21 protein-coding genes are annotated in these 21,724 nt (G+C 73.1%); 13 read left to right on the plus strand and 8 right to left on the minus strand.

The window, feature by feature from the left end; all coding sequences use genetic code 11:
- The first annotated feature begins 106 nt into the window (after positions 1-106).
- The 6 genes from ABZ809_RS30185 to ABZ809_RS30210 all read left to right on the plus strand — a co-directional run bounded on the left by ABZ809_RS30185 (position 107) and on the right by ABZ809_RS30210 (position 4,529).
- Positions 107-316 carry a DUF397 domain-containing protein gene (locus ABZ809_RS30185; protein WP_357566014.1) on the plus strand — a complete coding sequence of 70 codons (210 nt, stop codon included), beginning with the start codon at positions 107-109 and terminating at the stop codon, positions 314-316.
- Between the two features lie 101 nt (positions 317-417).
- The gene (locus ABZ809_RS30190; protein ID WP_357566015.1) at positions 418-891 is read left to right on the plus strand and encodes an SRPBCC family protein; all 474 of its coding nucleotides are present in this window, start codon (positions 418-420) and stop codon (positions 889-891) included.
- 49 nt (positions 892-940) lie between these two features.
- Positions 941-2,221, plus strand: a complete 1,281-nt coding sequence (locus tag ABZ809_RS30195) for a PQQ-binding-like beta-propeller repeat protein (protein WP_357566016.1) — start codon at positions 941-943, stop codon at positions 2,219-2,221.
- Positions 2,222-2,280: 59 nt separating this feature from the next.
- Positions 2,281-2,814: a hypothetical protein gene (locus ABZ809_RS30200; RefSeq protein WP_357566017.1), complete on the plus strand. Its 534-nt coding sequence runs from the start codon at positions 2,281-2,283 to the stop codon at positions 2,812-2,814.
- Between the two features lie 58 nt (positions 2,815-2,872).
- Positions 2,873-3,424: a hypothetical protein gene (locus ABZ809_RS30205; protein WP_357566018.1), complete on the plus strand. Its 552-nt coding sequence runs from the start codon at positions 2,873-2,875 to the stop codon at positions 3,422-3,424.
- Positions 3,425-3,449: 25 nt separating this feature from the next.
- Positions 3,450-4,529: a hypothetical protein gene (locus ABZ809_RS30210; RefSeq protein WP_357566019.1), complete on the plus strand. Its 1,080-nt coding sequence runs from the start codon at positions 3,450-3,452 to the stop codon at positions 4,527-4,529.
- Between the two features lie 53 nt (positions 4,530-4,582).
- On the opposite strand, the gene hisC is transcribed toward ABZ809_RS30210, so the two are convergent.
- From hisC to hppD, 4 genes are read right to left on the minus strand one after another with little or no spacing between them, the layout of a single operon-like run.
- Positions 4,583-5,686: a histidinol-phosphate transaminase gene (gene hisC, locus ABZ809_RS30215; RefSeq protein ID WP_357566020.1), complete on the minus strand. Its 1,104-nt coding sequence runs from the start codon at positions 5,684-5,686 to the stop codon at positions 4,583-4,585.
- Positions 5,683-6,696, minus strand: coding sequence for an RDD family protein (locus ABZ809_RS30220; RefSeq protein ID WP_357566021.1), 1,014 nt, complete (start codon positions 6,694-6,696; stop codon positions 5,683-5,685). The genes hisC and ABZ809_RS30220 overlap by 4 nt, the downstream gene beginning before the upstream one ends.
- A 22-nt stretch (positions 6,697-6,718) precedes the next feature.
- Positions 6,719-7,453 (minus strand): RDD family protein, encoded by a 735-nt coding sequence (locus tag ABZ809_RS30225; protein WP_357566022.1) that lies wholly within the window; start codon positions 7,451-7,453, stop codon positions 6,719-6,721.
- A gap of 10 nt (positions 7,454-7,463) precedes the next feature.
- Positions 7,464-8,669, minus strand: a complete 1,206-nt coding sequence (hppD, locus tag ABZ809_RS30230) for a 4-hydroxyphenylpyruvate dioxygenase (RefSeq protein WP_357566023.1) — start codon at positions 8,667-8,669, stop codon at positions 7,464-7,466.
- Positions 8,670-8,828: 159 nt separating this feature from the next.
- Here hppD and ABZ809_RS30235 point away from each other — a divergent pair, with 159 nt between their 5' ends.
- From ABZ809_RS30235 to ABZ809_RS30250, 4 genes are all read left to right on the plus strand, one after another.
- Positions 8,829-9,317: an Lrp/AsnC family transcriptional regulator gene (locus ABZ809_RS30235; protein ID WP_357566024.1), complete on the plus strand. Its 489-nt coding sequence runs from the start codon at positions 8,829-8,831 to the stop codon at positions 9,315-9,317.
- Between the two features lie 182 nt (positions 9,318-9,499).
- Entirely contained in the window at positions 9,500-10,870 is a 1,371-nt protein-coding gene (locus ABZ809_RS30240) for a PQQ-binding-like beta-propeller repeat protein (RefSeq protein ID WP_357566050.1), read from the plus strand.
- A 67-nt stretch (positions 10,871-10,937) separates the two neighbouring features.
- Positions 10,938-12,605, plus strand: coding sequence for a fumarate hydratase (locus ABZ809_RS30245; RefSeq protein ID WP_357566025.1), 1,668 nt, complete (start codon positions 10,938-10,940; stop codon positions 12,603-12,605).
- Between the two features lie 113 nt (positions 12,606-12,718).
- Positions 12,719-13,024: a hypothetical protein gene (locus ABZ809_RS30250; RefSeq protein ID WP_357566051.1), complete on the plus strand. Its 306-nt coding sequence runs from the start codon at positions 12,719-12,721 to the stop codon at positions 13,022-13,024.
- 92 nt (positions 13,025-13,116) lie between these two features.
- Here ABZ809_RS30250 and ABZ809_RS30255 read toward each other — a convergent pair whose 3' ends face one another.
- Positions 13,117-14,454, minus strand: coding sequence for a hypothetical protein (locus tag ABZ809_RS30255; RefSeq protein ID WP_357566027.1), 1,338 nt, complete (start codon positions 14,452-14,454; stop codon positions 13,117-13,119).
- A 118-nt stretch (positions 14,455-14,572) separates the two neighbouring features.
- Between ABZ809_RS30255 and ABZ809_RS30260 the strand changes: the two genes are divergently transcribed.
- The gene (locus ABZ809_RS30260; protein ID WP_357566028.1) at positions 14,573-15,982 is read left to right on the plus strand and encodes a class II fumarate hydratase; all 1,410 of its coding nucleotides are present in this window, start codon (positions 14,573-14,575) and stop codon (positions 15,980-15,982) included.
- Between the two features lie 438 nt (positions 15,983-16,420).
- Here ABZ809_RS30260 and ABZ809_RS30265 read toward each other — a convergent pair whose 3' ends face one another.
- The gene (locus ABZ809_RS30265) at positions 16,421-16,966 is read right to left on the minus strand and encodes a CGNR zinc finger domain-containing protein (RefSeq protein ID WP_357566029.1); all 546 of its coding nucleotides are present in this window, start codon (positions 16,964-16,966) and stop codon (positions 16,421-16,423) included.
- A 75-nt stretch (positions 16,967-17,041) separates the two neighbouring features.
- On the opposite strand from ABZ809_RS30265, the gene ABZ809_RS30270 reads away from it, so the two are divergent.
- Both ABZ809_RS30270 and ABZ809_RS30275 read left to right on the plus strand, forming a co-directional pair.
- Positions 17,042-18,004, plus strand: a complete 963-nt coding sequence (locus ABZ809_RS30270) for an EamA family transporter (protein WP_357566030.1) — start codon at positions 17,042-17,044, stop codon at positions 18,002-18,004.
- A gap of 139 nt (positions 18,005-18,143) precedes the next feature.
- Complete coding sequence (locus ABZ809_RS30275) at positions 18,144-19,832, plus strand: S8 family serine peptidase (protein ID WP_357566031.1); 1,689 nt, start codon at positions 18,144-18,146, stop codon at positions 19,830-19,832.
- Positions 19,833-19,930: 98 nt separating this feature from the next.
- Here the strand turns inward: ABZ809_RS30275 and ABZ809_RS30280 are convergent, their stop codons facing one another.
- Together ABZ809_RS30280 and ABZ809_RS30285 are read right to left on the minus strand one after the other, a co-directional pair.
- Entirely contained in the window at positions 19,931-20,905 is a 975-nt protein-coding gene (locus tag ABZ809_RS30280) for a hypothetical protein (protein WP_357566033.1), read from the minus strand.
- Between the two features lie 161 nt (positions 20,906-21,066).
- A complete protein-coding gene (locus ABZ809_RS30285; RefSeq protein WP_357566034.1) occupies positions 21,067-21,714 on the minus strand; it encodes a helix-turn-helix domain-containing protein in 648 nt (215 codons plus the stop codon).
- Between the last annotated feature and the right edge of the window lie 10 nt (positions 21,715-21,724).

A 21,724-nucleotide genomic window follows, 5' to 3' on the forward strand; every position in this document is an offset into this window, starting at 1 on the left:
GTTGATCGTCTCGGATGCCGTCGCCATGCCGCGCCGGGCCGGCCGGTCGCCCCTTCCGGTCGGCCCGGCCGCCGGTTGGCGTACCGACGACAGAAGGTGAACGACGATGAACGATTTCCCGGGCGCGGTCTGGCGCACCAGCAGCCGCTCCAACGACCAGGGCCTCTGTGTGGAGGTGGCGGACAACCTGGTCGACGTCCTGGGCGTGGTGGGGGTACGCGACTCGAAGGACCAGGCCGGCCCCACGCTGGCGGTCAGCCCGCCCGGGTGGACGGCCTTCGTCGGCGCGATCCGGGCCGGCCAGTTCGGTCGCTGACCGGCGTTCGTTCCCGCGGATCGGGCCCCGGTGCTGGAAATTCCGTTCCGGGGCCCCGATCCGTGCTCACTCGGCGTACCGTCGACGCCACGGGAGGTGGCATGTCGACGGTGGCGGTCACGGAGTTGGTGGAGGCGCACGACGTCGACCTCTGGCGGCTGCTGACCGACCTGACCGTCCGCACCCGACGCTTCACCGGCCCGGTGCAGGTCCTCACCCCCGGCCCGTTCGGCCCCGGCACGACCTGGCGGGAGACCCGTTCCCAACCCGACGGCACGGCGCTGGTCGAGGAGTTCGTCGTCCTCGGTGCCGAGCCGCCCCGGCGGCTGGTGCTCGGCTCCCGGGGCGCCGGGGTCGACTACCGCATCACCTGGACGCTACGCCCGGTCGATCGGCGGCCTCGGGGCCGCACGGCCGTCACCGTCGAGCAGGAGTCGGTTCCGACGGCCCCGTACGGCCGGGTGGTCGCGCTGCTGCTCGGTGGGCTGGCGGCCCGGGCGGTCGAGCGCGCGCTGCGGCGGGACCTCGCTGATCTGGCCGCCGCCGCGGCGTCCGGCGCGACCGAGGCGGCCTGACAGGGCTCCGGCAGGCACCGCTGGGTAGGGTGCCGGGCGGAGGTGCGGCATGGGGTTCCCGAAGGGCCGGCGGCGGATCGCGGTGGCGGTCGCGGCGCTGCTCGCCACGGCCGCCGTCGCGGCGACGGTGTACCGGGTACTCGCCCCCGCCGAAGTCAGCACGCCCGCCCGGGCCGGGTATCCGCCGGCCGTTACCCCGAGTCCCGGTGTGGTCGGCCGGCTGCCCGTCGCCCCGCTGGTCGTGGACGGCCGGCTGCGCGTCTACGCGGCCCACCGCCAGGTCTACGCGGACCGGCCGGTCGACGGGCGGCACCGGACGACCCCGTACTGGTCGTACCGCCGCTGGCCGGCGGCGTTGGACGGGGTGGTGGCGAGCGGAACGACGGTGGTCACCCGCTGGTCGGACGGGCGGCTGGTGGCCCTGGACGCGCGGACCGGCCAGGTCGCCTGGCGGGCGGACGGGCCGGCGCCAGTCGGGGACCGGGCGGTCCGGCGCACAGGGGCGGCGATGGTCTGGGATCCCCGGGGCGTCTTCGTGGCCCGGGCACCCGACGGCCGGCAGACCGTGGTGGTGGCCGGGGCGGCGCACGTGCGTGCCGTCGACCTGGCTGACGGCCGTGAGCTGTGGCGGTCCCACACCACGGTCACGGTGCCGCCCGGCGAGGACGCGACCGGTTGCCGGGATGTCGCGGGCACGAGCGCGTCCGGGCACCTGATCACCGTCGACTCCTGCGCGGGGCCGGCCGTGGTGGAGTTCCGCGACGCCGTGACCGGCGCGGTGGGCCTCCGCTGGCGGCCACCCGGTGCCGGCGACGAGCTGGTGGCGACCCCGGTGGGGTGCGGGACCGGCCGGACCGGCTGCACCGGGCTGCGGACGGCCGCGCCGGGCGACGACACGGGTCGGGGCTGGCTGCTCGGTGCCGGCGAGCCGGTCGCCGCCCCGGCCCTGGACCGGCCGGACGCCGAACTCGTCGGCGGTACGGCTGTGACGGTCGTCGACGGGGCGGCGGTGGGCCGTGCGCCCCGTACGGGCGCGGAGCTGTGGCGCCGTTCCGGCCTGTCGCAGGCGCGGCTGGTCGCCGTGCAGGCCGATCGGGTGCACCTGCTGACCGGGACGAACGACCTGGTGACGCTGGATCCCGCGACGGGGGCGCAGCGGTCCTGGTTCGCGCTGAACGCCGGCTCGGACGGCATCGGCTGGGCGCCCGGGGCGGCGTACGCGGCCGACGGGTTCGTGGCCGTGGAACGGCTCCGTAAGCCGGTCGACCCGACCGGGGACGACCAGCGCTACTACCTCACCTCCGAGCCGGTGATCTTCGCGGCGACGTGAAACGCCGGACCGGGCAGGGTTCTCGACAAAACGGGCATAAGTTACCTATAGTCCCACCTGTGCGTCTCCTGGCCGCCCTGTTGGGCGCGATCCTGATCCTTGTCACCGCGTCGCCCGCCGACGCCGCGCCGGCCGCTCGAACCGTCCGGCTCGCCCGAACGGTGGGGGTGGACATCACCGTGCCCGCCTCGGTCGGCCTCGGCAGCGGCCTCGCCGGCGGCATCCTGGCCGGTCAGTTGGGCACGGTCGAGGTGCGCGACTCGCGCGGGCCGGTCAACCCCAACGCGTGGGTCGCCACGGTCTCCGCCACCGTCTTCGTCACCGGCGCGGGTGGCCCGCAGCGGACCATCGCCAACGGTCAGGTCTCGTACTGGTCCGGCCCGGCAGTGCGCAGCACCGGTGGCGGGGTGCTGGTGCCCGGGCAGCTCACCGCCGTACAGGCGGTGACCCTGGGTGCCGCTCGCGAGGCGTTCCGCAAGACCGGCGGAAACGGCAACAACACCGTGGCCTGGGTGCCGACTGTCCGGATCGCCATCCCCGTCGAGGTCGTCGGCGGAACCTATCGGGGCACCATCACCCACTCTGTCGCTTGATGGGTGGTTTGTCTGGAAAGGGCCTTAGTGTGCCGTCTGTAGGTAATAGCGTGACCGCATGAAGAAGCCACTTCTTGCCCTGCCTGTCGCCGCAGCCGCCGCGGCCGCCGTGGTGGCCCTGGCGACGCCCGCCGTGGCCGCGCCGACCGGCGACACCGTCGTCACCTTCACCGTGGCGACCGCCGACCTGAACATCAGCGTTCCCCCGGCGGTGAACCTCGGCTCCGTCTTCTCCGGCGGCGTCCTCACCGGCGAACTCGGCACCGTCAAGGTCACCGACAGCCGGGCCGCGCTCGCCGCCACCTGGGTGACCACCGTGTCGTCCAGCGCCTTCACCACCGGCAGCGGGACGGCCGAGGAGACCATCTCGCCGGCCCTCGTCGAGTACTGGTCCGGGCAGGCGACCGCCGTCACCGGCACCGGCACCGTCGTGCCCGGGCAGCCCACCCAGACGGACGCGGTGAGCCTGAGCGCGCCCCGCACCGCCTTCTCGAAGACGTCGGGCAGCGGCAACAACTCCGTCGCCTGGGCCCCGGACGTCCGGATCGCCGTACCGGCGACCGCCGTCGGCGGCACCTACACGGGAGTGATCACCCATTCGGTGGCATGACCGCGCCCGCGCCCTTGCCCTGGTCGTGACCGTCCTGGTCACGGCCGGGGTGCCGGCGTCGGCCGCGCGGCCCGTGTCGGCGTACGCCAGCCAGCCGCCGGTGCTCGCCGAGCCGGAGGTCCCCGAGGCGGACGTGCCGGCCGTCGAGCCGATCGGGCGGGACGGCTCACCCCGTCCCTCGGCGCAGCCCGGTCCGAGCGGACCCGCGACGACGGTCGGGATACGGCTGCTCGACGCCCCGGTCGACCGGCGTGACGACACCCGGGCGCACAAGTACGTCGTGGACCACGTCCGGCCCGGCACGACGATCAAGCGGCGGATCGTGGTGCAGAACGATTCGGAGGTCCGCCGGACAGCCGCCCTCTACGCCGCCGCCGCCGACGTGACGGAGAAAGGGTTCGTCCTCGCCCCGGACCGCACCGAGAACGAGCTGAGCAGTTGGATCGACGTCGAGCCGGCGGAGGAGACGCTGGCCCCCGGCGAGGAGGTCGAGGCCCTGGTCACCATCGCCGTGCCGCGCAGGGCCGAGGCCGGCGAGCGGTACGCGGTGATCTGGGCCGAGGTCGCCGGCGTGGACGGACGGAACGTGCGCAACGTCGGCCGGGCCGGGATCCGGGTCTACCTCTCCGTCGGGCCGGGCGGGGAGCCGCCCTCCGGCTTCGAGATCGGCCCGCTCGCCGGTGGGCGGGAGAAGGACGGAACCCCCGTCCTGACCGCGCAGGTGCGCAACACCGGCAAGCGGGCCCTCGACCTGGCCGGCGAGCTGCGGCTCGCCGAGGGCCCGGGCGGGCTCGCGGTCGGGCCGGTGAAGGTGGAGGCGGGCACCCTCGCGCTGAACGGCAGCACGACCGTCCGGGTGGCCCTGGACCGTCGGCTGCCGGACGGGCCGTGGGCCGCGAAGCTCGACCTGGCCAGCGGCTGGACGAAGCGCTCCGCCGCCGGCCCGGTCACCTTCGGGCCCGTCCCGGTCGCCGCCAGCGCCGTCGACCGCTCCGACCAGGTGCTCACCGGAGGGCTGGCCACCTCGGGGCTGGTCCTGGTGCTGTTCGCGGTCTACGCGTACCGCCGCCGGACCCGGCTCCGGCAGTCGGCGACGGCCGCCTGAGCCGTCCGGTCCGGTCCGCGAGGGGATGGCGGACCGGACCGGACGGCCCGGGCTCAGGCCAGCGCGGACTCCGCCGCGGCCAGGAAGGCGTCGTTCTCGGCCGGCGTGCCGATGGTCACCCGCACCCCGTCGCCCGCGAACGGCCGGACGATCACGCCCCGCGCCTCACACGCCTTGCCGAAGTCCACCGCCCGGTCGCCCAGCGGCAGCCAGACGAAGTTGGCCTGGCTGTCCGGCACCTCCGGGACGAGCTTGCGCAGCGCCTCGGTCACCCGGTCGCGTTCGGCCACCACGAGCGCGCACCGCCGCCGCACCTCGTCCTCCTGGGCCAGCGCGGCGAGCGCGCCCGCCTGGGCGGCCATGTTGCTGGAGAACGGCGTGACGACCTTGCGTACGGCCGCCGCCACCGCCGGCTGGGCGACCAGGAAGCCGATCCGCAGGCCGGCCAGGCCCCAGGCCTTGGAGAGCGTCCGCAGCACCACGACGTTGGGCCGGTCGAGGTAGCTGAGGCCGTCCGGCACCTCCGGGTCGGTCACGAACTCGCGGTACGCCTCGTCGATCACGACCAGCACGTCCTCGCCGATCGTGTCGAGGAACCGGTCCAGCTCCGCCCGGCGCAGCGAGGTGCCGGTGGGGTTGTTGGGGTTGCAGACCACCACGAGCCGGGTCCGGTCCGTCACCGCCGCCGCCATCGCCGCCAGGTCGTGCCCGTGCCCGGCGTCGTTGGGCACCCGCACGCTGGTCGCGCCGCTGGTCGCCGCGATGATCGGGTACGCCTCGAAGGAGCGCCAGGCGTAGAGGAACTCGTCACCGGGCAGGCAGGTGGCCCGGACGAGGTGCTCGGCCAGCGCCACCGACCCGCAGCCGGTGGCGATCCGGTCGGCGTCCACGCCGTACCGCTCGGCCAGCGCCTCACGCAGCGCGACCACGCCCATGTCCGGGTATCGGTGCACCCCCGCGACGGCCTCGGCCACGGCCTCCACCACGCCGGGCAGCGGCCCGTACGGCACCTCGTTGCTGGCCAGCTTGATCGCCTCGGGGAGCCCCAGCTCGCGGGCGAGGTCGGCCGGGCTGCGGCCGGGCACGTAGTTGGGCAGCGTGTCCAGGTCGGCGCGGGTCAGCCGCAGCTCCGGCTGCTGACGTGCGGGATCGGTCATGGGGTGCCTCCCGGGGGGTCGGTGCGGTCGTCGGGGCTGCTCCGGTCGTTGCCTGCGGTCCGGTCGTGCCCTGTGGCCCGGTCGTTACCGGTGCTCCGGTCTTTCGGGGCGGTGTTCCCGGGCCGGGCGGTGCGGGGAAGCTGGACCACCACGGTCTGTGCCCGCTTGTCGTGCAACGCCTGACGCAGCGGGTGGTCGAAGAGCGGGGACAGGGCGTCGACGAGTTGGAGCAGCAGGCCCAGGCCGCAGCAGTACCACAGCAGGGTGGGCAGGCCGAGGGTGTTCCACCGACGCAGCGCCCGGCTGAAACCGAGCGGCTGGTCCGCGCTCATCGGCACCACCTTGACGCCCACCAGCCGCTTGCCGAAGGTCTGCCCGCCCGAGGCCATCGGCGGCACCTCGTACGCGAGCCAGAGCGCGGTGGCGATCAGCAGGATGACGATCTGGAGGCCGCCGGCCTGCTCGCTGGGCTGGGGGAGCCCCTCGGTGGAGGTGTCCCCGGCCATCGCCCGCCGGAACACCTCCCGCCAGTACGGCGTGACCTCCTCGATCAGCCGCCAGACGAACCAGCCGTTCACCACCGCGTTCAGCGCGAAGACGATGGCGAAGTCGATCAGCCGGGCGACCAGCCGGGCGCCGAAGCCGGCGAGTGGGAGCCCGTGCGGGCGGGGCTCCGGCGGACGCCCGGGCCAACCCTCGGCCGGCCAGCCGGGCGGCGGGCCCTGCGGCTGGCCGTGCCCCTGCGACGGTTGCCAGGGGTACGGCTGCCCGGGCATGGGCTGGCCCGGTGTGGGCTGACCCGGTATCGGCTGGCCCGCGGGGGCGCCCGGTGCGGAGACCGGGGCCGCCGGCGACTCCGGGGCGGGTGTGGGCGGCGGCTCGGGTGGCGGCGGACCCTCGGGCGGGGTGGCGTCGACGGGGATCGGCGCGCCGATCCAGCCCTCACCGTCCCAGTAGCGCCGGGTGTCCGGATCGGCCGGGTCGACGTACCAGCCCGGTCCGATGCTCATGGCCTGGCCTCGCTGCGCTCGTTCACGCAGACACCTTAACGACGACGGTGCCGGCGAACTTGTCGTGGAGGCACTGCTGCCAGGGCTTGTCCCACAGTTGCCAGAGCCCGTCGAGGTAGCTGAGGCCGGGCAGGAGCATGGCGGCGACGTACTGCACGGCGTACCGCTTGCCGGCCATCCGGCGGTCCAGCGTGGCGGCCGGGTCGAGCGGCACGATCCGCAGCTTCATCACCCGCTTGCCGAACGTCTGCCCGGTGCGCTTCATGTACTCCACGTGGTAGAGCCAGTAGAGCCCGATCATCACCACCATCAGGCCCAGTTCGAGCAGCAGGATCGGCAGCATGAAGTCCGTCAGGAACGACGAGGGGTCGGTCTCGGCGAGGGTGCCGTCCGGGTTGGTCCGGGTGAGCTCGGTCATCATGTCCCACCACAGGATCAGGAAGGGTGGCAGGAAGAGGAGCATCGCCACCAGCGCGCTCAGCGCGCCGTCGATCAGCGCGGCGAGCAGCCGGTCGCCGAAGCTGGCCAAGGGCTGGCCGTTCGGGGCGACCGTCGGGCGGGGCGGCCCGGCCCAGCCGGGCGGCGGAACCGAACCCGGGGGCGGAGTCCAGCCGGGCGGCGGGAGTTGACCGGGTGGGGCGTACTGCGGCGGCACCGCGTACGCCTGGTTGGCGGGACCGGAAGGCGGCGCGAAGCCGCCGGCGGCGGGCGAGGGCCCACCAGCCGGCGGCGTCGGGTACGTCGGTGGCTGCGTCACGCCGTCAGTGTTACAGGTTGCCGCGCTTCTCCTGCTCACGCTCGATGGCCTCGAAGAGCGCCTTGAAGTTGCCCTTGCCGAAGCCGAGCGAGCCGTGCCGCTCGATCAGCTCGAAGAAGACCGTCGGGCGGTCCTGCACCGGCTTGGTGAAGATCTGGAGCAGGTAGCCGTCCTCGTCCCGGTCCACCAGGATCTTGCGGGCCTTCAGCTCCTCGATCGGCACCCGCACCTGGCCGATCCGGGCGCGCAGCTCCGGGTCGTCGTAGTACGAGTCGGGGGTGTCCAGGAAGTCGACGCCGGCCGCGCGCATCGCGTCGACGCTGGCCAGGATGTCGTTGGTGGCGACGGCGATGTGCTGGGCGCCCGGGCCCTGGTAGAACTCCAGGTACTCGTCGATCTGCGACTTCTTGCGGGCCATCGCCGGCTCGTTGAGCGGGAACTTCACCTTGCGGGTGCCGTTGGCGACGACCTTGCTCATCAGCGCCGAGTAGTCGGTGGCGATGTCGTCGCCGATGAACTCGGCCATGTTGGAGAAGCCCATGACCCGCTTGTAGAACTCGACCCACTCGTCCATCCGGCCGAGCTCGACGTTGCCGACCACGTGGTCGACCGCCTGGAAGAAGCGCTTCGGCTGGATGCCGGCGTCGATCATCGGCTGCCGGTCCACGATCGGCCCGCGGGCCACGAAGCCGGGCAGGAACGGGCCGGTGTAACGGGACCGGTCGACCAGGGTGTGCCGGGTGTCGCCGTACGTCGCGACGGCGGCCAGCCGGACGGTGCCGTGCTCGTCGCTGACGTCGTGCGGCTCGACCAGGCCGGTGGCGCCCTGCGCGGTGGCGTGCGCGTACGCGGCGTCGACGTCGGGCACCTCCAACGCGATGTCGCTGACCCCGTCGCTGTGCTTCGCGACGTGTTCGGAGCCGTCGGCGCCGGGACGGACCGCGCCGGTCAGCACGAACCGGGCCGAGCCGCTGGTCAGCACGTACTCGGCGTGGTCGCGGTAGCCCTGCTCCGGCCCCCGGTACGCCACACAGGTCATGCCGAACGCGGTGGAGTAGTAGTGCGCGGCCTGCTTGGCGTTGCCCACCAGGAAGTGCACGTGGTCGAGGCCCCTGACCGGGAACGGGTCGCGGCTGATGTCGTGGTCGACGGCGCCGACGAGCACGTCGAGGTCGACGTCGTCGGTCGCGTGGGGTCGGTCGATCGCCTGGGTCATCGCGGTCTCCCTCAAGTACCGGTCGGCCGGTCCGGCCGCCGCCGTTGGTCGGCTCCTGTGCTTCGTTGCCTCTGCCGTGAGGATCGCGGTGCGGCGCCGTACTGGGCAACTGTCGGATGAAACCCTGGTCAGGTTGCGCATTCAGTAGGGTGTACCGGCATGAACGCTGGTCAGGTTGCACAGCTCGACGCCCTCGACGCGCGGCTGATCGAACTGCTCGCCGAGGAGCCGCGGATCGGGGTGCTGGAGTGCTCCCGGCGCCTCGGGGTCGCCCGGGGCACCGTGCAGGCCCGGCTGGACAAGCTCGTCGAGCGGGGGGTCGTCGGCGGGTTCGGGCCCGAGATCTCCCCGGCGGCGATCGGGTTCGGGGTGACCAGCTTCGTCACCCTGGAGATCAGTCAGCGGCACGGGCACGACCCGGTCGCCGCGCACCTGGCCGCGATCCCCGAGGTGCTGGAGGCGCACACCATCACCGGCTCCAGCGACCTGCTCTGCCGGATCGTGACCCGCTCGAACACCGACCTCCAGCGGGTGATCGACCAGATCGTCTCGTACGAGGGCATCCGCCGCGCCTCGACGATCATCGCCCTGGCCGAACAGATCCCCTACCGCACCCTCCCCCTGGTCCGCTCCGCCGCCGAGCTGTAAGGAAGGGACCCTTCCTCTACAGAAAGCGATAACAGGGGGCCCTTCCTTACACCTGGGGCGGAGAGAAAAGGGCGGCGACACGGGGTGGGGGAGCGCGGGAGTTCGGCGGTCGTCGCTACCGTGTGCGTGTGGCGAAGGCGGGCGGCCTCCGGGGATGGCGTGGCGGGTTCCTGCTCGCGCTGATCGTGGTCGTCGCGCTCGCCGCGACCGGAGTGTGGAATCCGTTCCCCGGGATGTGGGACTGGGTCGACCGGAGTGAGCCGATCTCGGAGCCGGACGTGGTCTGGCAGCAGCGCGTCGGCGGCACCCCGCGCAGCGTGACCATCGCCGGCGACGTCGTGGTGGTCGAGCAGCGCACCCGGGTGGAGGCGCGCAGCCTCGCCACCGGCACCCAACTGTGGGAACGCAAGGCCGACTGGGCCGCTGCGGCCGGCGGCGACCGGGACGCCGTCGTCGTCGTGGGCAAGCTGCTCGTCAAGGGGTACGAGGTGCTGGACCCGGCGACCGGCGCCACGCGGCGACGCGACGACGACGCGGTGGCCGTCTGGACGTACCGCAACATGCTGCTCGACGCCCGCTGCGTCGCCGCCACCGACTGCACGATCAGCGCCTGGGACGCACGCGGCACCGCCCCGCTGTGGACGGCCTTCGTGCCCGGGGTGCGCAGCGGCCTGCTCGGCGACAACCCGGGCCTGCTCGGCACCCGCCGGCTCGACGCCGTCCGGATCGACGAGAAGGTGGCGGGCCCGGAGCCCGTGCCGCCGCTGCTCGGCTTCCCCATCGACGGCCGGGTGCACGTGCTCGACACCGCCACCGGGCGGGTGCTCCAGGACGTCGAGCCCGGGCGGGACGAGCGACTGTCGGTGGTCGGCGGCCGGCTGCTGCGGATCACCGCCCGATCCCAGGACGGCGCCTGCTACTTCGCCATCTCCGGCCGCGACCCCGCGACCGGGCGGGAGGCGTGGCAGCGGACGGGGGTCAACCTGCGGACCGCCGACAGCGCCGGCTGCGTACAGCGGGAGGATCCGTACGGCGCGCGGAGCGTGCTGATCGGGGTGGCCCCGGACGCCCGCGAGGCGGTCCTCGACGGCTACGACGGGCGGCTGCTGCTCACCGCCGCCCCCGGGGAGAAGCTGCTCGCGGTCGACGACCGGTACGCCCTGGTCCGCACCGCCGACAAGAGCGCGGTCGCCAGCCGTGAGCTGGGCACCGGCCGGGTCCGGTGGACCCGGCCGGCCGGGGCGAAGGCGGGCGCCGCGCTCACCCCGTACGCGGCCGTGCTCGCCGACGAGAAGCCGTCCCGGCTGGTGGCGGTGGACCCGCGTACCGGGCGGGAGCTGGCGAGCCTGCGTACCTCCGCGAACGCCCTCGCCGTCGGCCCGCAGGGCATGGTCATCGGTGAGGGGCGGGAGATCGGGTACGTCCGCTTCGGCGGCGCGCCCGTCGCCCCCGGCCGGACGGGCGACGGTGGCGTGCCCGGCCCCGGTGGCACGGCAGGGGTTCCCGAACCGGAGGACAGCTGCGGCCCGAAGCGGGAACTCTGCGACGGGTGAGAGCGTCGTCCCAGGACCCACCCGGCGGGTGGGACTGATCGAACCTTCTGCCCTAGGCTTTCCGCTCATGAGCAGTGCCGCCGCGTTCTCGTATGCTCCCCTGCTGCCGACCGGTCCGGACCAGACGGAATACCGCCTGGTCACCGACGAGGGCGTCGACGTCGTCAACGGTCCGGGGGGCCGCCGGTTCCTCACCGTGGAGCCGGCCGCGCTCACCGCGCTGACCGCCGAGGCGATGCACGACATCGCGCACTTCCTGCGCCCCGCGCACCTGGCCCAGCTGCGGTCGATCATCGACGACCCGGCGGCCTCGCCCAACGACCGGTTCGTCGCGCTCGACCTGCTGCGTAACGCCAACATCGCGGCCGGCGGCGTCCTGCCGATGTGTCAGGACACCGGCACCGCGATCGTGATGGGCAAGCGGGGCCGGCACGTGCTCACCGACGGCAGTGACGCCGAGGCCGTCTCGCGCGGCGTCTACCAGGCGTACACCCGGCTCAACCTGCGCTACTCGCAGCTCGCCCCGCTCACCATGTGGGAGGAGCGCAACACCGGCAGCAACCTGCCGGCCCAGGTCGAGATCTACGCGGAGGACCCGGACGGGCACCCGGACGCGTACAAGTTCCTCTTCATGGCCAAGGGCGGCGGTTCGGCCAACAAGTCGTACCTCTACCAGGAGACCAAGGCACTGCTGAACCCGACGCGGATGATGCAGTTCCTGGAGGAGAAGCTGCGGCTGATCGGCACGTCGGCCTGCCCGCCCTACCACCTCGCCATCGTCATCGGCGGCACCTCCGGCGAGTACGCGTTGAAGACCGCCAAGTACGCCAGCGCCAAGTACCTCGACGCGCTGCCCACCTCCGGCTCGATGACCGCGCACGGCTTCCGTGACCTGGAGCTGGAGGCGGAGGTGCTGGAGCTGACCCGCAACTTCGGCATCGGCGCGCAGTTCGGCGGGCGCTACTTCTGCCACGACGTACGGGTGGTCCGGCTGCCCCGGCACGGCGCGTCCTGCCCCGTGGCGATCGCCGTCTCCTGCTCGGCCGACCGGCAGGCGGTCGCCAAGATCACCCCGTCGGGCGTGTGGCTGGAGCGACTCGAGACCGACCCGGCGCGTTACCTGCCCGACGTCACCGACGAGACGCTCGACGCGTCCGAGGTGGTCCGGGTCGACCTCAACCGGCCGATGGACGAGATCCGCGCCGAGCTGTCGAAGTACCCGGTGAAGACCCGGCTCTCGCTGACCGGCCCGCTCGTGGTGGCGCGCGACATCGCGCATGCCAAGATCGCGGAGCGGCTGGACGCCGGTGAGCCGATGCCGCAGTACCTGCGCGACCACGCGGTCTACTACGCCGGCCCGGCCAAGACGCCGGAGGGCTACGCGTCCGGCTCGTTCGGCCCGACCACCGCCGGCCGGATGGACGCGTACGTGGAGAAGTTCCAGGCCGCGGGCGGCTCCCAGGTGATGCTCGCCAAGGGCAACCGGTCCGCCCAGGTCACCCGCTCCTGCCAGCAGCACGGCGGCTTCTACCTCGGCTCGATCGGCGGCCCGGCCGCCCGGCTCGCGCAGGACTGCATCAAGCACGTCGAGGTCCTGGAATACCCGGAGCTGGGCATGGAGGCGGTCTGGAAGATCCAGGTGGAGGACTTCCCGGCCTTCATCGTGGTCGACGACAAGGGCAACGACTTCTTCGCCGAGGTCACCAAGCCGGTGCTGACGGTCGGCCGCCGCTGACGGGCCAGCCCACCACGCAGACTGCCTGATATCGCTGCATGTTCCGACCGACGTAGCCGATTCGTACCGCGCGACTCACCTTGCGTCCGATCACGCTGGATGATCTCGATGACGTGTGCTCGTGGCAGCGCCGACCGGACGTCTTCCGCTGGACGCTCGCCGAGCCGCGTACTCGCCAGGAGTCGCGATCGTCGGTGCTCGCCATGGCGGGTGAGGACGCGCTACGCGCTGAGGGCGACTGCTTGACTCTGGCCGTGGCCACCGACGCCGAGGTCATCGGAACGGTGGAGCTCGCCATGTCGAGAGCTATCTGTTCAGAGGAGAGTGGGCTGACCAACTCGTCTTCGCCATCCTGGCCCGCGAGTGGGCTAGCACGGCAGCCAGCCTGCACGACCAGCCGGCCCCCAAGCCGGTGTTGACCGTGGGCCGCCGCTGACCCGACCGGTCCGCCCGGCCGGCCGGGGTGGAGACCCCCCGGCCGGCCGGATAGCCGTACGTGATCGGCCGGCGGTCAGGTCCTCCTGGCGACGGCGAAGGCGCCGATGAGGGCCTCCGACTGGATTCCGGCGGCGGTGACCGTGTGGACGGTGATCCGGTGCGGCCCGGCCGTCGTCGGCGTCCAGGTCACCGACGCCGACCCGTCGGCACCCGCCGCGATCGTCTGGGCGGGCTGGCTGTCGAACGAGTAGACGTACTCCACGACCCCGGTCATTCCTGGCCGGAAGACGAACGTGCCGGGCGTTCCGGCTGGCGCCCCCGTCCGCCCGAGCGGGTACTCGACGGAGGTGACCGTCGGCTTGGTGGCCAGGTAGAAGCGGTACCGGCGCTCACCGGAGGGCACGTCGTCGGCGGTCCGGCTGCGGACGTAGACGTCGTTGTAGCCCGGCTTGGTGGGGGTGATGGTGACCGTGGACGTGCCGTCAGCGGTCGCGGCGACGGTCTGCTCCGGCTCGTCGTTGAGCCGGTACGTGTACTCCACCACGCCCGCCATCTGTGGGGCGAAGGTCAGGGTGCGCGGCTGGCCGTACCCGGCGGTCGGGCTGCCGTCGGTGACCGTCGGGCTGGTGTCCGTGACCCGGAATTCGTGGGTCGTGGCGGACGAGCGGTTGCCCGCCCGGTCCACCGCTGTGACGACGAGAGCTTTCGGCCCGGATTCGGTCGGGGTGACGGTCACGGTCGTCGAGCCGCCGGGCTGGTCGAGGGCTACGTACGTCGCGGGCCCACTCGACAGGCCGTACCAGAATCCGATCGTGTCGGTGGTGTCGTTCGCCGTGAGGGTGAATTGCCCGGGGAGGCCGGGCCCGCCGTGCCACCCGCCGTCGTCCGGGTAGTCCGTCGAGCCCACCGTCGGGTGGGCGGGGGCGGTCACGTCGACAGTGAATCGGCATTCCGCGGACCACGCCGAGATCGCGCCGGTGCTGTCCGTCGCCCGCACCTGGAACGCGTACGTGCCGCCGTCGACGAACGCGCCGGCCTGAACCTGGTACTGGAACACGGCCGGGGCAGCCTTCGCGTGCAACGTCGTCGATTCGGTCCGCTGCGTCGGTTGGTTCACCGGCCACCAGGCGAAGGTCGCGCGGACCTGTGCCACGTATGGCGGTACCGCGTCCGAGTCGGTCAGCTCGGCCGTGAGTACCGGCGTCGTGTTGCCCACGGTGAAGCCGTCGGCACAGGGCTTCCAATCAACGGTGAGCTGGCTGGGCACGTCGGGCGGCGTGTTGGCGTCGGCGACGGCGGGGTGGCCGGCTCCGGCGAGGGCCGCGGTGGTGACGAGGGTGGTGAGGGTCGTGGCGAGGGCGTTCCGGCGGGCGCGCCGGCGCCCGGTGGAGCCCCCGTGGATGTTCGGCAAGGTGGACCTTTCCGCTGGTGTCAGAGTTCGATGATCGTAACTTCTGGGTGCCGCCCGGCCCGGTCCCTTTTCCCGTGCTCGGTGCGATCATCTGCACGTCGGCGCGCGGCGCGGCAGGATGGTGGGCGTGACGACTCCAGAGGCGACGGGCTACCGGATCGAACGCGACTCGATGGGCGAGGTGGAGGTGCCCGCCGAGGCGCTGTGGCGGGCGCAGACCCAGCGCGCGGTGCAGAACTTCCCGATCTCGGGCCGGGGCATCGAGCCGGCCCAGATCCGGGCGCTGGCGCAGATCAAGGGCGCGGCGGCCGAGGTCAACGGCGAGCTGGGCGTGATCGACGCGAACGTGGCCGCGGCCATCGCCGCCGCGGCGGCGCACGTGGCTGACGGCGGCTACGACGACCAGTTCCCGATCGACGTGTTCCAGACCGGTTCCGGCACCTCGTCGAACATGAACACGAACGAGGTCATCGCCACGCTGGCCGGCCGGGAACTGGGCCGGGACGTGCACCCGAACGACGACGTGAACGCCTCGCAGTCCAGTAACGACGTCTTCCCGTCCTCGATCCACCTGGCGGCCACCGAGGCCGTCGCGCGGGACCTGCTGCCCGCGCTCGCCCACCTCGCGGAGGCGCTGGAGGGCAAGGCGGAAGAGTTCGAGACCGTGGTCAAGGCCGGCCGGACCCACCTCATGGACGCCACCCCGGTGACCCTCGGGCAGGAGTTCGGCGGGTACGCCGCCCAGGTCCGCTACGGCATCGAGCGGTTGGAGGGGGCGCTGCCCCGGCTGGCCGAGCTGCCGCTCGGCGGCACCGCGGTGGGCACCGGGATCAACACCCCGTTCGGCTTCGCCGCCGCCGTGATCGGCAAGCTGCGCGAGTCGACCGGGCTGCCGCTCACCGAGGCGCGCAACCACTTCGAGGCGCAGGGCGCCCGGGACGCCCTCGTGGAGACCTCGGGCCAGTTGCGCACGATCGCCGTCGGCCTTTACAAGATCGCCAACGATATCCGGTGGATGGGCTCCGGCCCCCGCGCCGGGCTGCGCGAGCTGCGCATCCCCGACCTCCAGCCCGGCTCGTCGATCATGCCCGGCAAGGTCAACCCGGTGGTCGCCGAGGCGATGCGGCAGGTCTGCGCCCAGGTGATCGGCAACGACGCCGCCGTCGGGTTCGCCGGCTCCCAGGGCGACTTCGAGCTGAACGTCATGCTCCCGGTGATGGGCCGCAACCTGCTGGAGTCGGTGCGCCTGCTCGCCGCGTCGAGCCGGCTCTTCGCCGACCGCCTGGTGGTCGGCCTGGTCGCGGACGCCGAGGTCTGCCTGGCGTACGCGGAGGGCTCACCGTCGATCGTCACCCCGCTCAACCGTTACCTCGGGTACGACGAGGCGGCCTCGATCGCCAAGGAGGCACTGGCCAAGCAGGTCTCGATCCGCGAGGTGGTCATCTCCCGGGGGCATGTCGACTCGGGCAAGCTGACCGAGACCCAGCTCGACGAGGCGCTCGACCTGCTCCGGATGACCCACCCCTGAGCCGCGGGATCTGCGGCGGGCGGGTCAGGGCGCCCATCCGGCTGGGCGAGATGCTGTGGTGCGCCTGTCGAGCTGCCCCGTGCACAGGACCAGAGCGCTACGACTCCCGACTCGTGGTGAGCTCGCGCTGGGCCGACGTTCGGTGGGGCCGCTCGGAGACGCCGACGGTGAGCACTCGGAGACGTCGACGGTCGGTGGGGTCGCTCGGAGACCTCCCAGGTGCTGACGGTGCCTGCCGTGTCGACGATGTGCCCGCCGGCGTCCGGCCTGCGGTCGCACAGATGGGGCAGCTCGACAGGGAATGGCTCCGGTCCGCGCTGGCCACCACCCCGCGCGCAACCGAATCCTGACGCGGCAGCGGTCGGTCTGCCCGGGCGGCACCTCACCGTTTCCGTGTCGAAGCCGCCGTCCCGGCCCGGACGGGCGCGCGCCGTCGGCTCAGCTCCGGCTGGCGGCCCTGCGGGCGCGGTAGGCGGAGACGGCGGCGCGGTTGCCGCAGCCCGCGTCGCAGAACCGGCGGGACCGGTTCTTGGAGAGGTCCACCAGTACGTTCTCGCAACCCGGGTGGTCGCAGATCCGCAGCCTGCCCAGCTCCCCGGTGCGTACCAGGTCCGCCATCGCCATCGCCGCCTCGACGGCCATCCGGGCCGCCAGCGGCGCGTCGCGCGGCACCGCGTGGAAGTGGTACGGCTCGTCGCCGTGGGTGATGAGCTGCGGCAGGGCGTCGTACTCGCGGAGCAGGCCGTTGACGATGGCGACGATCTCGTCGGTGCCGGCGTGCCAGATCCGCCGCAGCCGGGGCCGCAGCCGGCGTACCGCCCGCAGTTCGTCGGCGGTGTGCTCGTGCCGGCCGGTGTAGGCGTGGGCGATGTAGAACGCGTCCAGGGCGGCGACGTCGGGCAGGGCCTCACCCTCGCGGGCATCGGTGTTGACCAGCGCGGCGGCGGCGGTCAGGGAGCATTCCGTGTCATGGGTGAAAAGCAACTTGACTCCTGTCGACATGCCGGCCTAGCGTCATCAGCATAGCGGCATTTAGCTCATGACACTGGGAGTGGATCGATGCGTCAACCATCCGCCGGGCTCGGTCTCGGCCTCGCTCTGCTCTCCGCCGTCACCTTCGCCACGTCGGGTACGTTCGCCCGCTCCCTCATCGACGCGGGCTGGTCGGCCGAGTCGGCCGTGATCGCCCGGGTCGGCATCGCCGCGCTGGTGCTGGCGATCCCGGCCGCGCTGTCCCTGCGGGGCAGGTGGCACGTGCTGCGCCGCAACCTGGCCGCGATCGGCGTCTTCGGACTGCTCGGGGTCGCGACCGCCCAGGTCTGCTTCTTCAACGCGGTCCGTTACCTGCCGGTCGGCGTCGCGCTGCTGCTGGAGTATCTCGGCATCATCCTGGTGGTGGTCTGGATGTGGCTGGTCCACGGGCAGCGTCCCCGCCGGCTGACCGTGGCCGGCTCGGTGGCGGCCCTCGCCGGGCTGGTCTTCGTCCTGGACCTGAACGGCGCCGGTCGGCTCGATCCGGTGGGCGTGCTCTGGGGGCTCGGGGCGGCGGTCGGCCTCGCCGGCTACTTCGTGCTCGCGGGGCGGGTCGACGAGGGACTGCCGTCGGTGGCCATGGCCAGCGGCGGCATGGCCGTGGGCGCCGCCGTCCTGCTGCTCTTCGGCGTGGTCGGGGTGCTGCCGCTGCGGGCCACCTTCGGTGAGGTCACGTTCGCCGGGCAGCACACCAGCTGGCTGGTGCCGATCGCCGGCCTGTCGCTGGTCGCCGCCGTCGTCGCGTATCTCGCCGGGATCGCGGGCGCCCGGATCCTCGGCGCCCGGCTGGCGTCGTTCGTCGGGCTGACCGAGGTGATGTTCGCCGTCCTGATCGCGTGGCTGGTGCTGGGCGAGTTGCCCGCCGTGGTGCAACTGCTCGGCGGTGCCCTGATCGTCTCCGGGGTCGCGCTGGTACGCATCGACGAGCTGCGTGCTCCCCGCGCCGAGGACCGCCCGGAGCCGCGCCCCACCGAGCCGGCCCTGCCGTGACGACCCGAACGGCCCGCACTGAGGCGTGATCCATTGCGGATGAAAATCAGATTCGCGTCATTGCCGACGCTGCTCTGGCGGAAAGCGCTCCGGTGCTGTCTGATGGCTGCCACGTCCCACAACGAGAGGATCCGATGTGGTGAGCAAGCGCTTCACCGCCGGTGCTGTCGCGACCGCGACCGTGCTGGCACTCGCGGTGACGGGCCTGAGCGTGCCGGCCAGTGCCGAGCCGAGCAGTGCCCGTACCTTCACCGTCGTCGCCGAGGCCGGCGTCTCCGCGGACGCGGCCATCGCCGCGATCCGGTCGGCCGGCGGCACGGTGGTCTCCCGGTCCGACGAGGTCGGCATGTTCCGGGTGACCAGCGACCGGGCGGACTTCGCCACGAAGGCGAACGCCGCCTCGGCGCTGATCGGCGCGACCGAGCAGAAGGTGATCGGGCGTAAGCCCAAGCTGGACCGGGTCGAGCAGGAACACCTGCTGGCTGCCGCCGCGGCCAAGGGCGCGGGCGCCCAGCGCGGCAAGAAGCTGGACCCGCTGGACGACAAGCTCTGGGGCCTGGAGATGATCCGGGCGGACCAGGCCCGCAAGGTCGAGCCGGGCGACCGCCGGGTCACCGTCGGCGTCCTGGACACCGGCGTCGACGCCAGCAACCCGGACATCGCGCCGAACTTCAACTGGGCGCTGTCCCGCAACTTCGCCCCCGACATCGCGGAGATCGACGGCGAGTGCGAGGTGGCGAGCTGCCTCGACCCGGTCGGCACCGACGACGGCGGGCACGGCACCCACGTGGCCGGCACCATCGGCGCCGCCGCCAACGGCTTCGGCCTGTCCGGCGTCGCCCCGAACATCTCCCTGGTCGAGCTCAAGGGCGGCCAGGACGCCGGCTACTTCTTCCTGGAGCCGGTGGTCAACAGCCTGCTGCACGCCGGCAGGGTCGGCCTGGACGTGGTGAACATGTCCTTCTACGTCGACCCGTGGCTCTACAACTGCACCGCCAACCCGGCCGACTCCCCGGAGCACCAGGCCGAGCAGCGGGCGACCATCGAGGCCATGAAGCGGGCGCTGAACTTCGCCCACAGCCGGGGCGTCACCCTGGTCGGCGCGCTGGGCAACAACCACGAGGACCTGGGCGACCCGCGTACCGACGTGTCGAGCCCGAACTACGGCGACACCGCGCCCTACCCGCGTGAGATCGACAACGACAGCTGCTGGGACCTGCCCACCGAGGGCCCGAACGTGATCAGCGTGTCGGCGGTCGGGCCGTCCGGCAAGAAGTCGGACTTCTCGAACTACGGCACCGAGCAGACCGCCGTCGCCGCGCCGGGCGGCTGGTTCCGCGACGGTTTCGGCACGCCCACCCACCGCACCGACGCCAACATGATCCTCTCGACGTACCCGAAGAAGGTGCTCCAGGAGGAGGGGTCGGTCGACGCGGACGGCAACATCGTCGCCGGGTTCGAGCAGACGGTCTTCAAGGCGTGCAAGGCCAACGGTGAGTGCGGCTACTACACCTACCTGCAGGGCACCTCGATGGCGGCCCCGCACGCCTCCGGCGTCGCCGCGCTGATCGTCAGCAAGCACGGCAAGAAGGACCGCCAGGGCGGCTTCGGCATGGCGCCGAAGCTGGTGGAGCAGCACCTCTACCGGACGGCCGCCGAGCGCGCCTGCCCGGAGCCGCGCCTCCAGTCGTACGCCAACGAGGGCCGTGACGCCTCGTACGACGCGTACTGCGCGGGTGGCCTGAACTTCAACGGCTTCTACGGATACGGCATCGTCGACGCGTACGCGGCGGTGAAGACTCCGGTCAAGGCCAACGCCCGCCCGTAACGGCGGACAGCAGGGGCCCGGCCGACACTCTCGGCCGGGCCCTTCGCGTATCCGGCAACGGCCGGACGGCCTGGCGGACCGGGACCGGCGCGACCCGGTCACGGTCGCCAGCCACGGCCGGCGAGCGCGGCGCGGGCCTCGCGCAGGACACCCGGAAAGTCGTGGCGCAGCCGACGGCCGGTCACGGGCAGCACGAGCCAGCCGGCACCGACCAGGCGGGCGATCCGGTCGAGATCCCCGCCGCCGGCCTCGGCCTGCTGCCCGTCGTGCGCGACGGCGACCCGGAAGGCCGGCCACGCCAGGTCGGCGTGCAGGACCAGGCCGGCAGCGACGCGGATCGGATGCCGGGCCGCCGGGCGGGGCAGCCCGGCCAGCACCAGCCGCACCCGCAGCTCGGACTCGCCCGGGGAGCGGGCACCCGGATCCGCCAACCCGAACACCCAGCGGGCCCGGCGGCCACCGGGCCGATCGGCGTTTCGGCCGGCGATGTCGGCGAGCGCGTCGCGGCTGGTCAGCCCCTGCCTGAGCATCGTGTCCACGATGCCGACCGCCCGCAGCGGCTCCAACCAGACCGCCGTCTCCCACGCCGCCGTGGCCGGATCCGTGCTGGCCGGCAGGCCGGCGGTCCGGAGATCGGCCACGCTCAGGCCTGTCGCGGGTGGACGGGTCGCCACGCACAGGCCACCGCTCGCGCGATCGGCCCGGGCGGGCGCCCGCGGCGACATGGCCGGACCCGTGGAGTGGACGCGCAGGCCACGCTGCTGGCCGAGCCGCATCGCCCTGGGGACGATGACGTGCACGTCGTCGGTGAAGGAGGCGGCGTGCCCGACGCCGTGCAGGTAGGCCGCCGAGGGGCCGGCGACGACCGCCTCGGGTGGCAGGCGCAGGGCGGCGGCCCGACAGGCCAGGGCGTGATCGCGGGCCAGCCGGGCATCGGCGTAGACGTCGTGGCGCAGCCGCTGCCAGGCCGAGCTGCGCAGCTGGTGCTCGGTGACCAGGCCCTGCCGGATCGCGTCGGAGCCGCGGAAGACCTGCCAGGCGAGGAGATTGGGCCGGTGCGGTGGAGATGGCATGGGAGCAGCGTGCCCGCCGGTCGGGCGGTCCCGACATCCCTGTGGACAACCGGTGCCGCCGCCCGGGACACCTACTGTGGACAACCGCCCCCGCGACCGGCGGATGTGGTAGGAGACGGCGCCGGTCAGGAGCGTGCGGTGGCTCAGGAGAGGTTGGCGGCTCAGGAGAGGGCGGTGGCGACGGCCGTGGCGGCGGCCAGGACCTGCGCGCCGACCAACTCGGCGTCCAACGGTGCCAGCGCCACCACCCCGACGCTCGCCTCCAGACCCGGCACCCCGAGCACCGGGGCGGCCACGCCGTACGCCCCGGACTGAAGTTCCCCGGCGGTGCTCACGGGGCCGGCAGCGCCCGCGCGCCCGGCGAGGATGGCCCGCCCGGCCGCGCCGCGCTCCAGCGGGTGCCGCGCCCCCGTCCGGTACGCGACGTGGAACGACGTCCAGCTCGGCTCGACCACGGCGAGCGCGACCCCCTCGCCGCCCTCGACCACGGTCAGGTGCGCGGTCGCGCCGGCCTGCTCGGCCAGCCGGCGCAGTGCGGGCAGTGCCCCCTCGGCGAGCAGCGGCTGGGCCCGCCGGGCCAGGTGTAGCACCCCGGCACCCAGGCGCAGCCGGCCGTCGCCGTCCCGGCGCAGCATGCCGTGTGCGGCGAGCGCGCCGACCAGCCGGTAGACCACGGCCCGGCCGACGCCCAACCGGGTCGCCGCCTCGGTGACGGTCAGCCCGCCCGGCGCGTCGGCGACCAGGTGCAACAGTCGCAGCCCCCGGTCCAGCGTCTGCGCCGTCTCCCCACCCCGCGCCGTCGTATCCACGACCAGCAGC

The organism is Micromonospora sp. NPDC047074 (assembly GCF_040643815.1).
Classification (GTDB): domain Bacteria; phylum Actinomycetota; class Actinomycetes; order Mycobacteriales; family Micromonosporaceae; genus Micromonospora.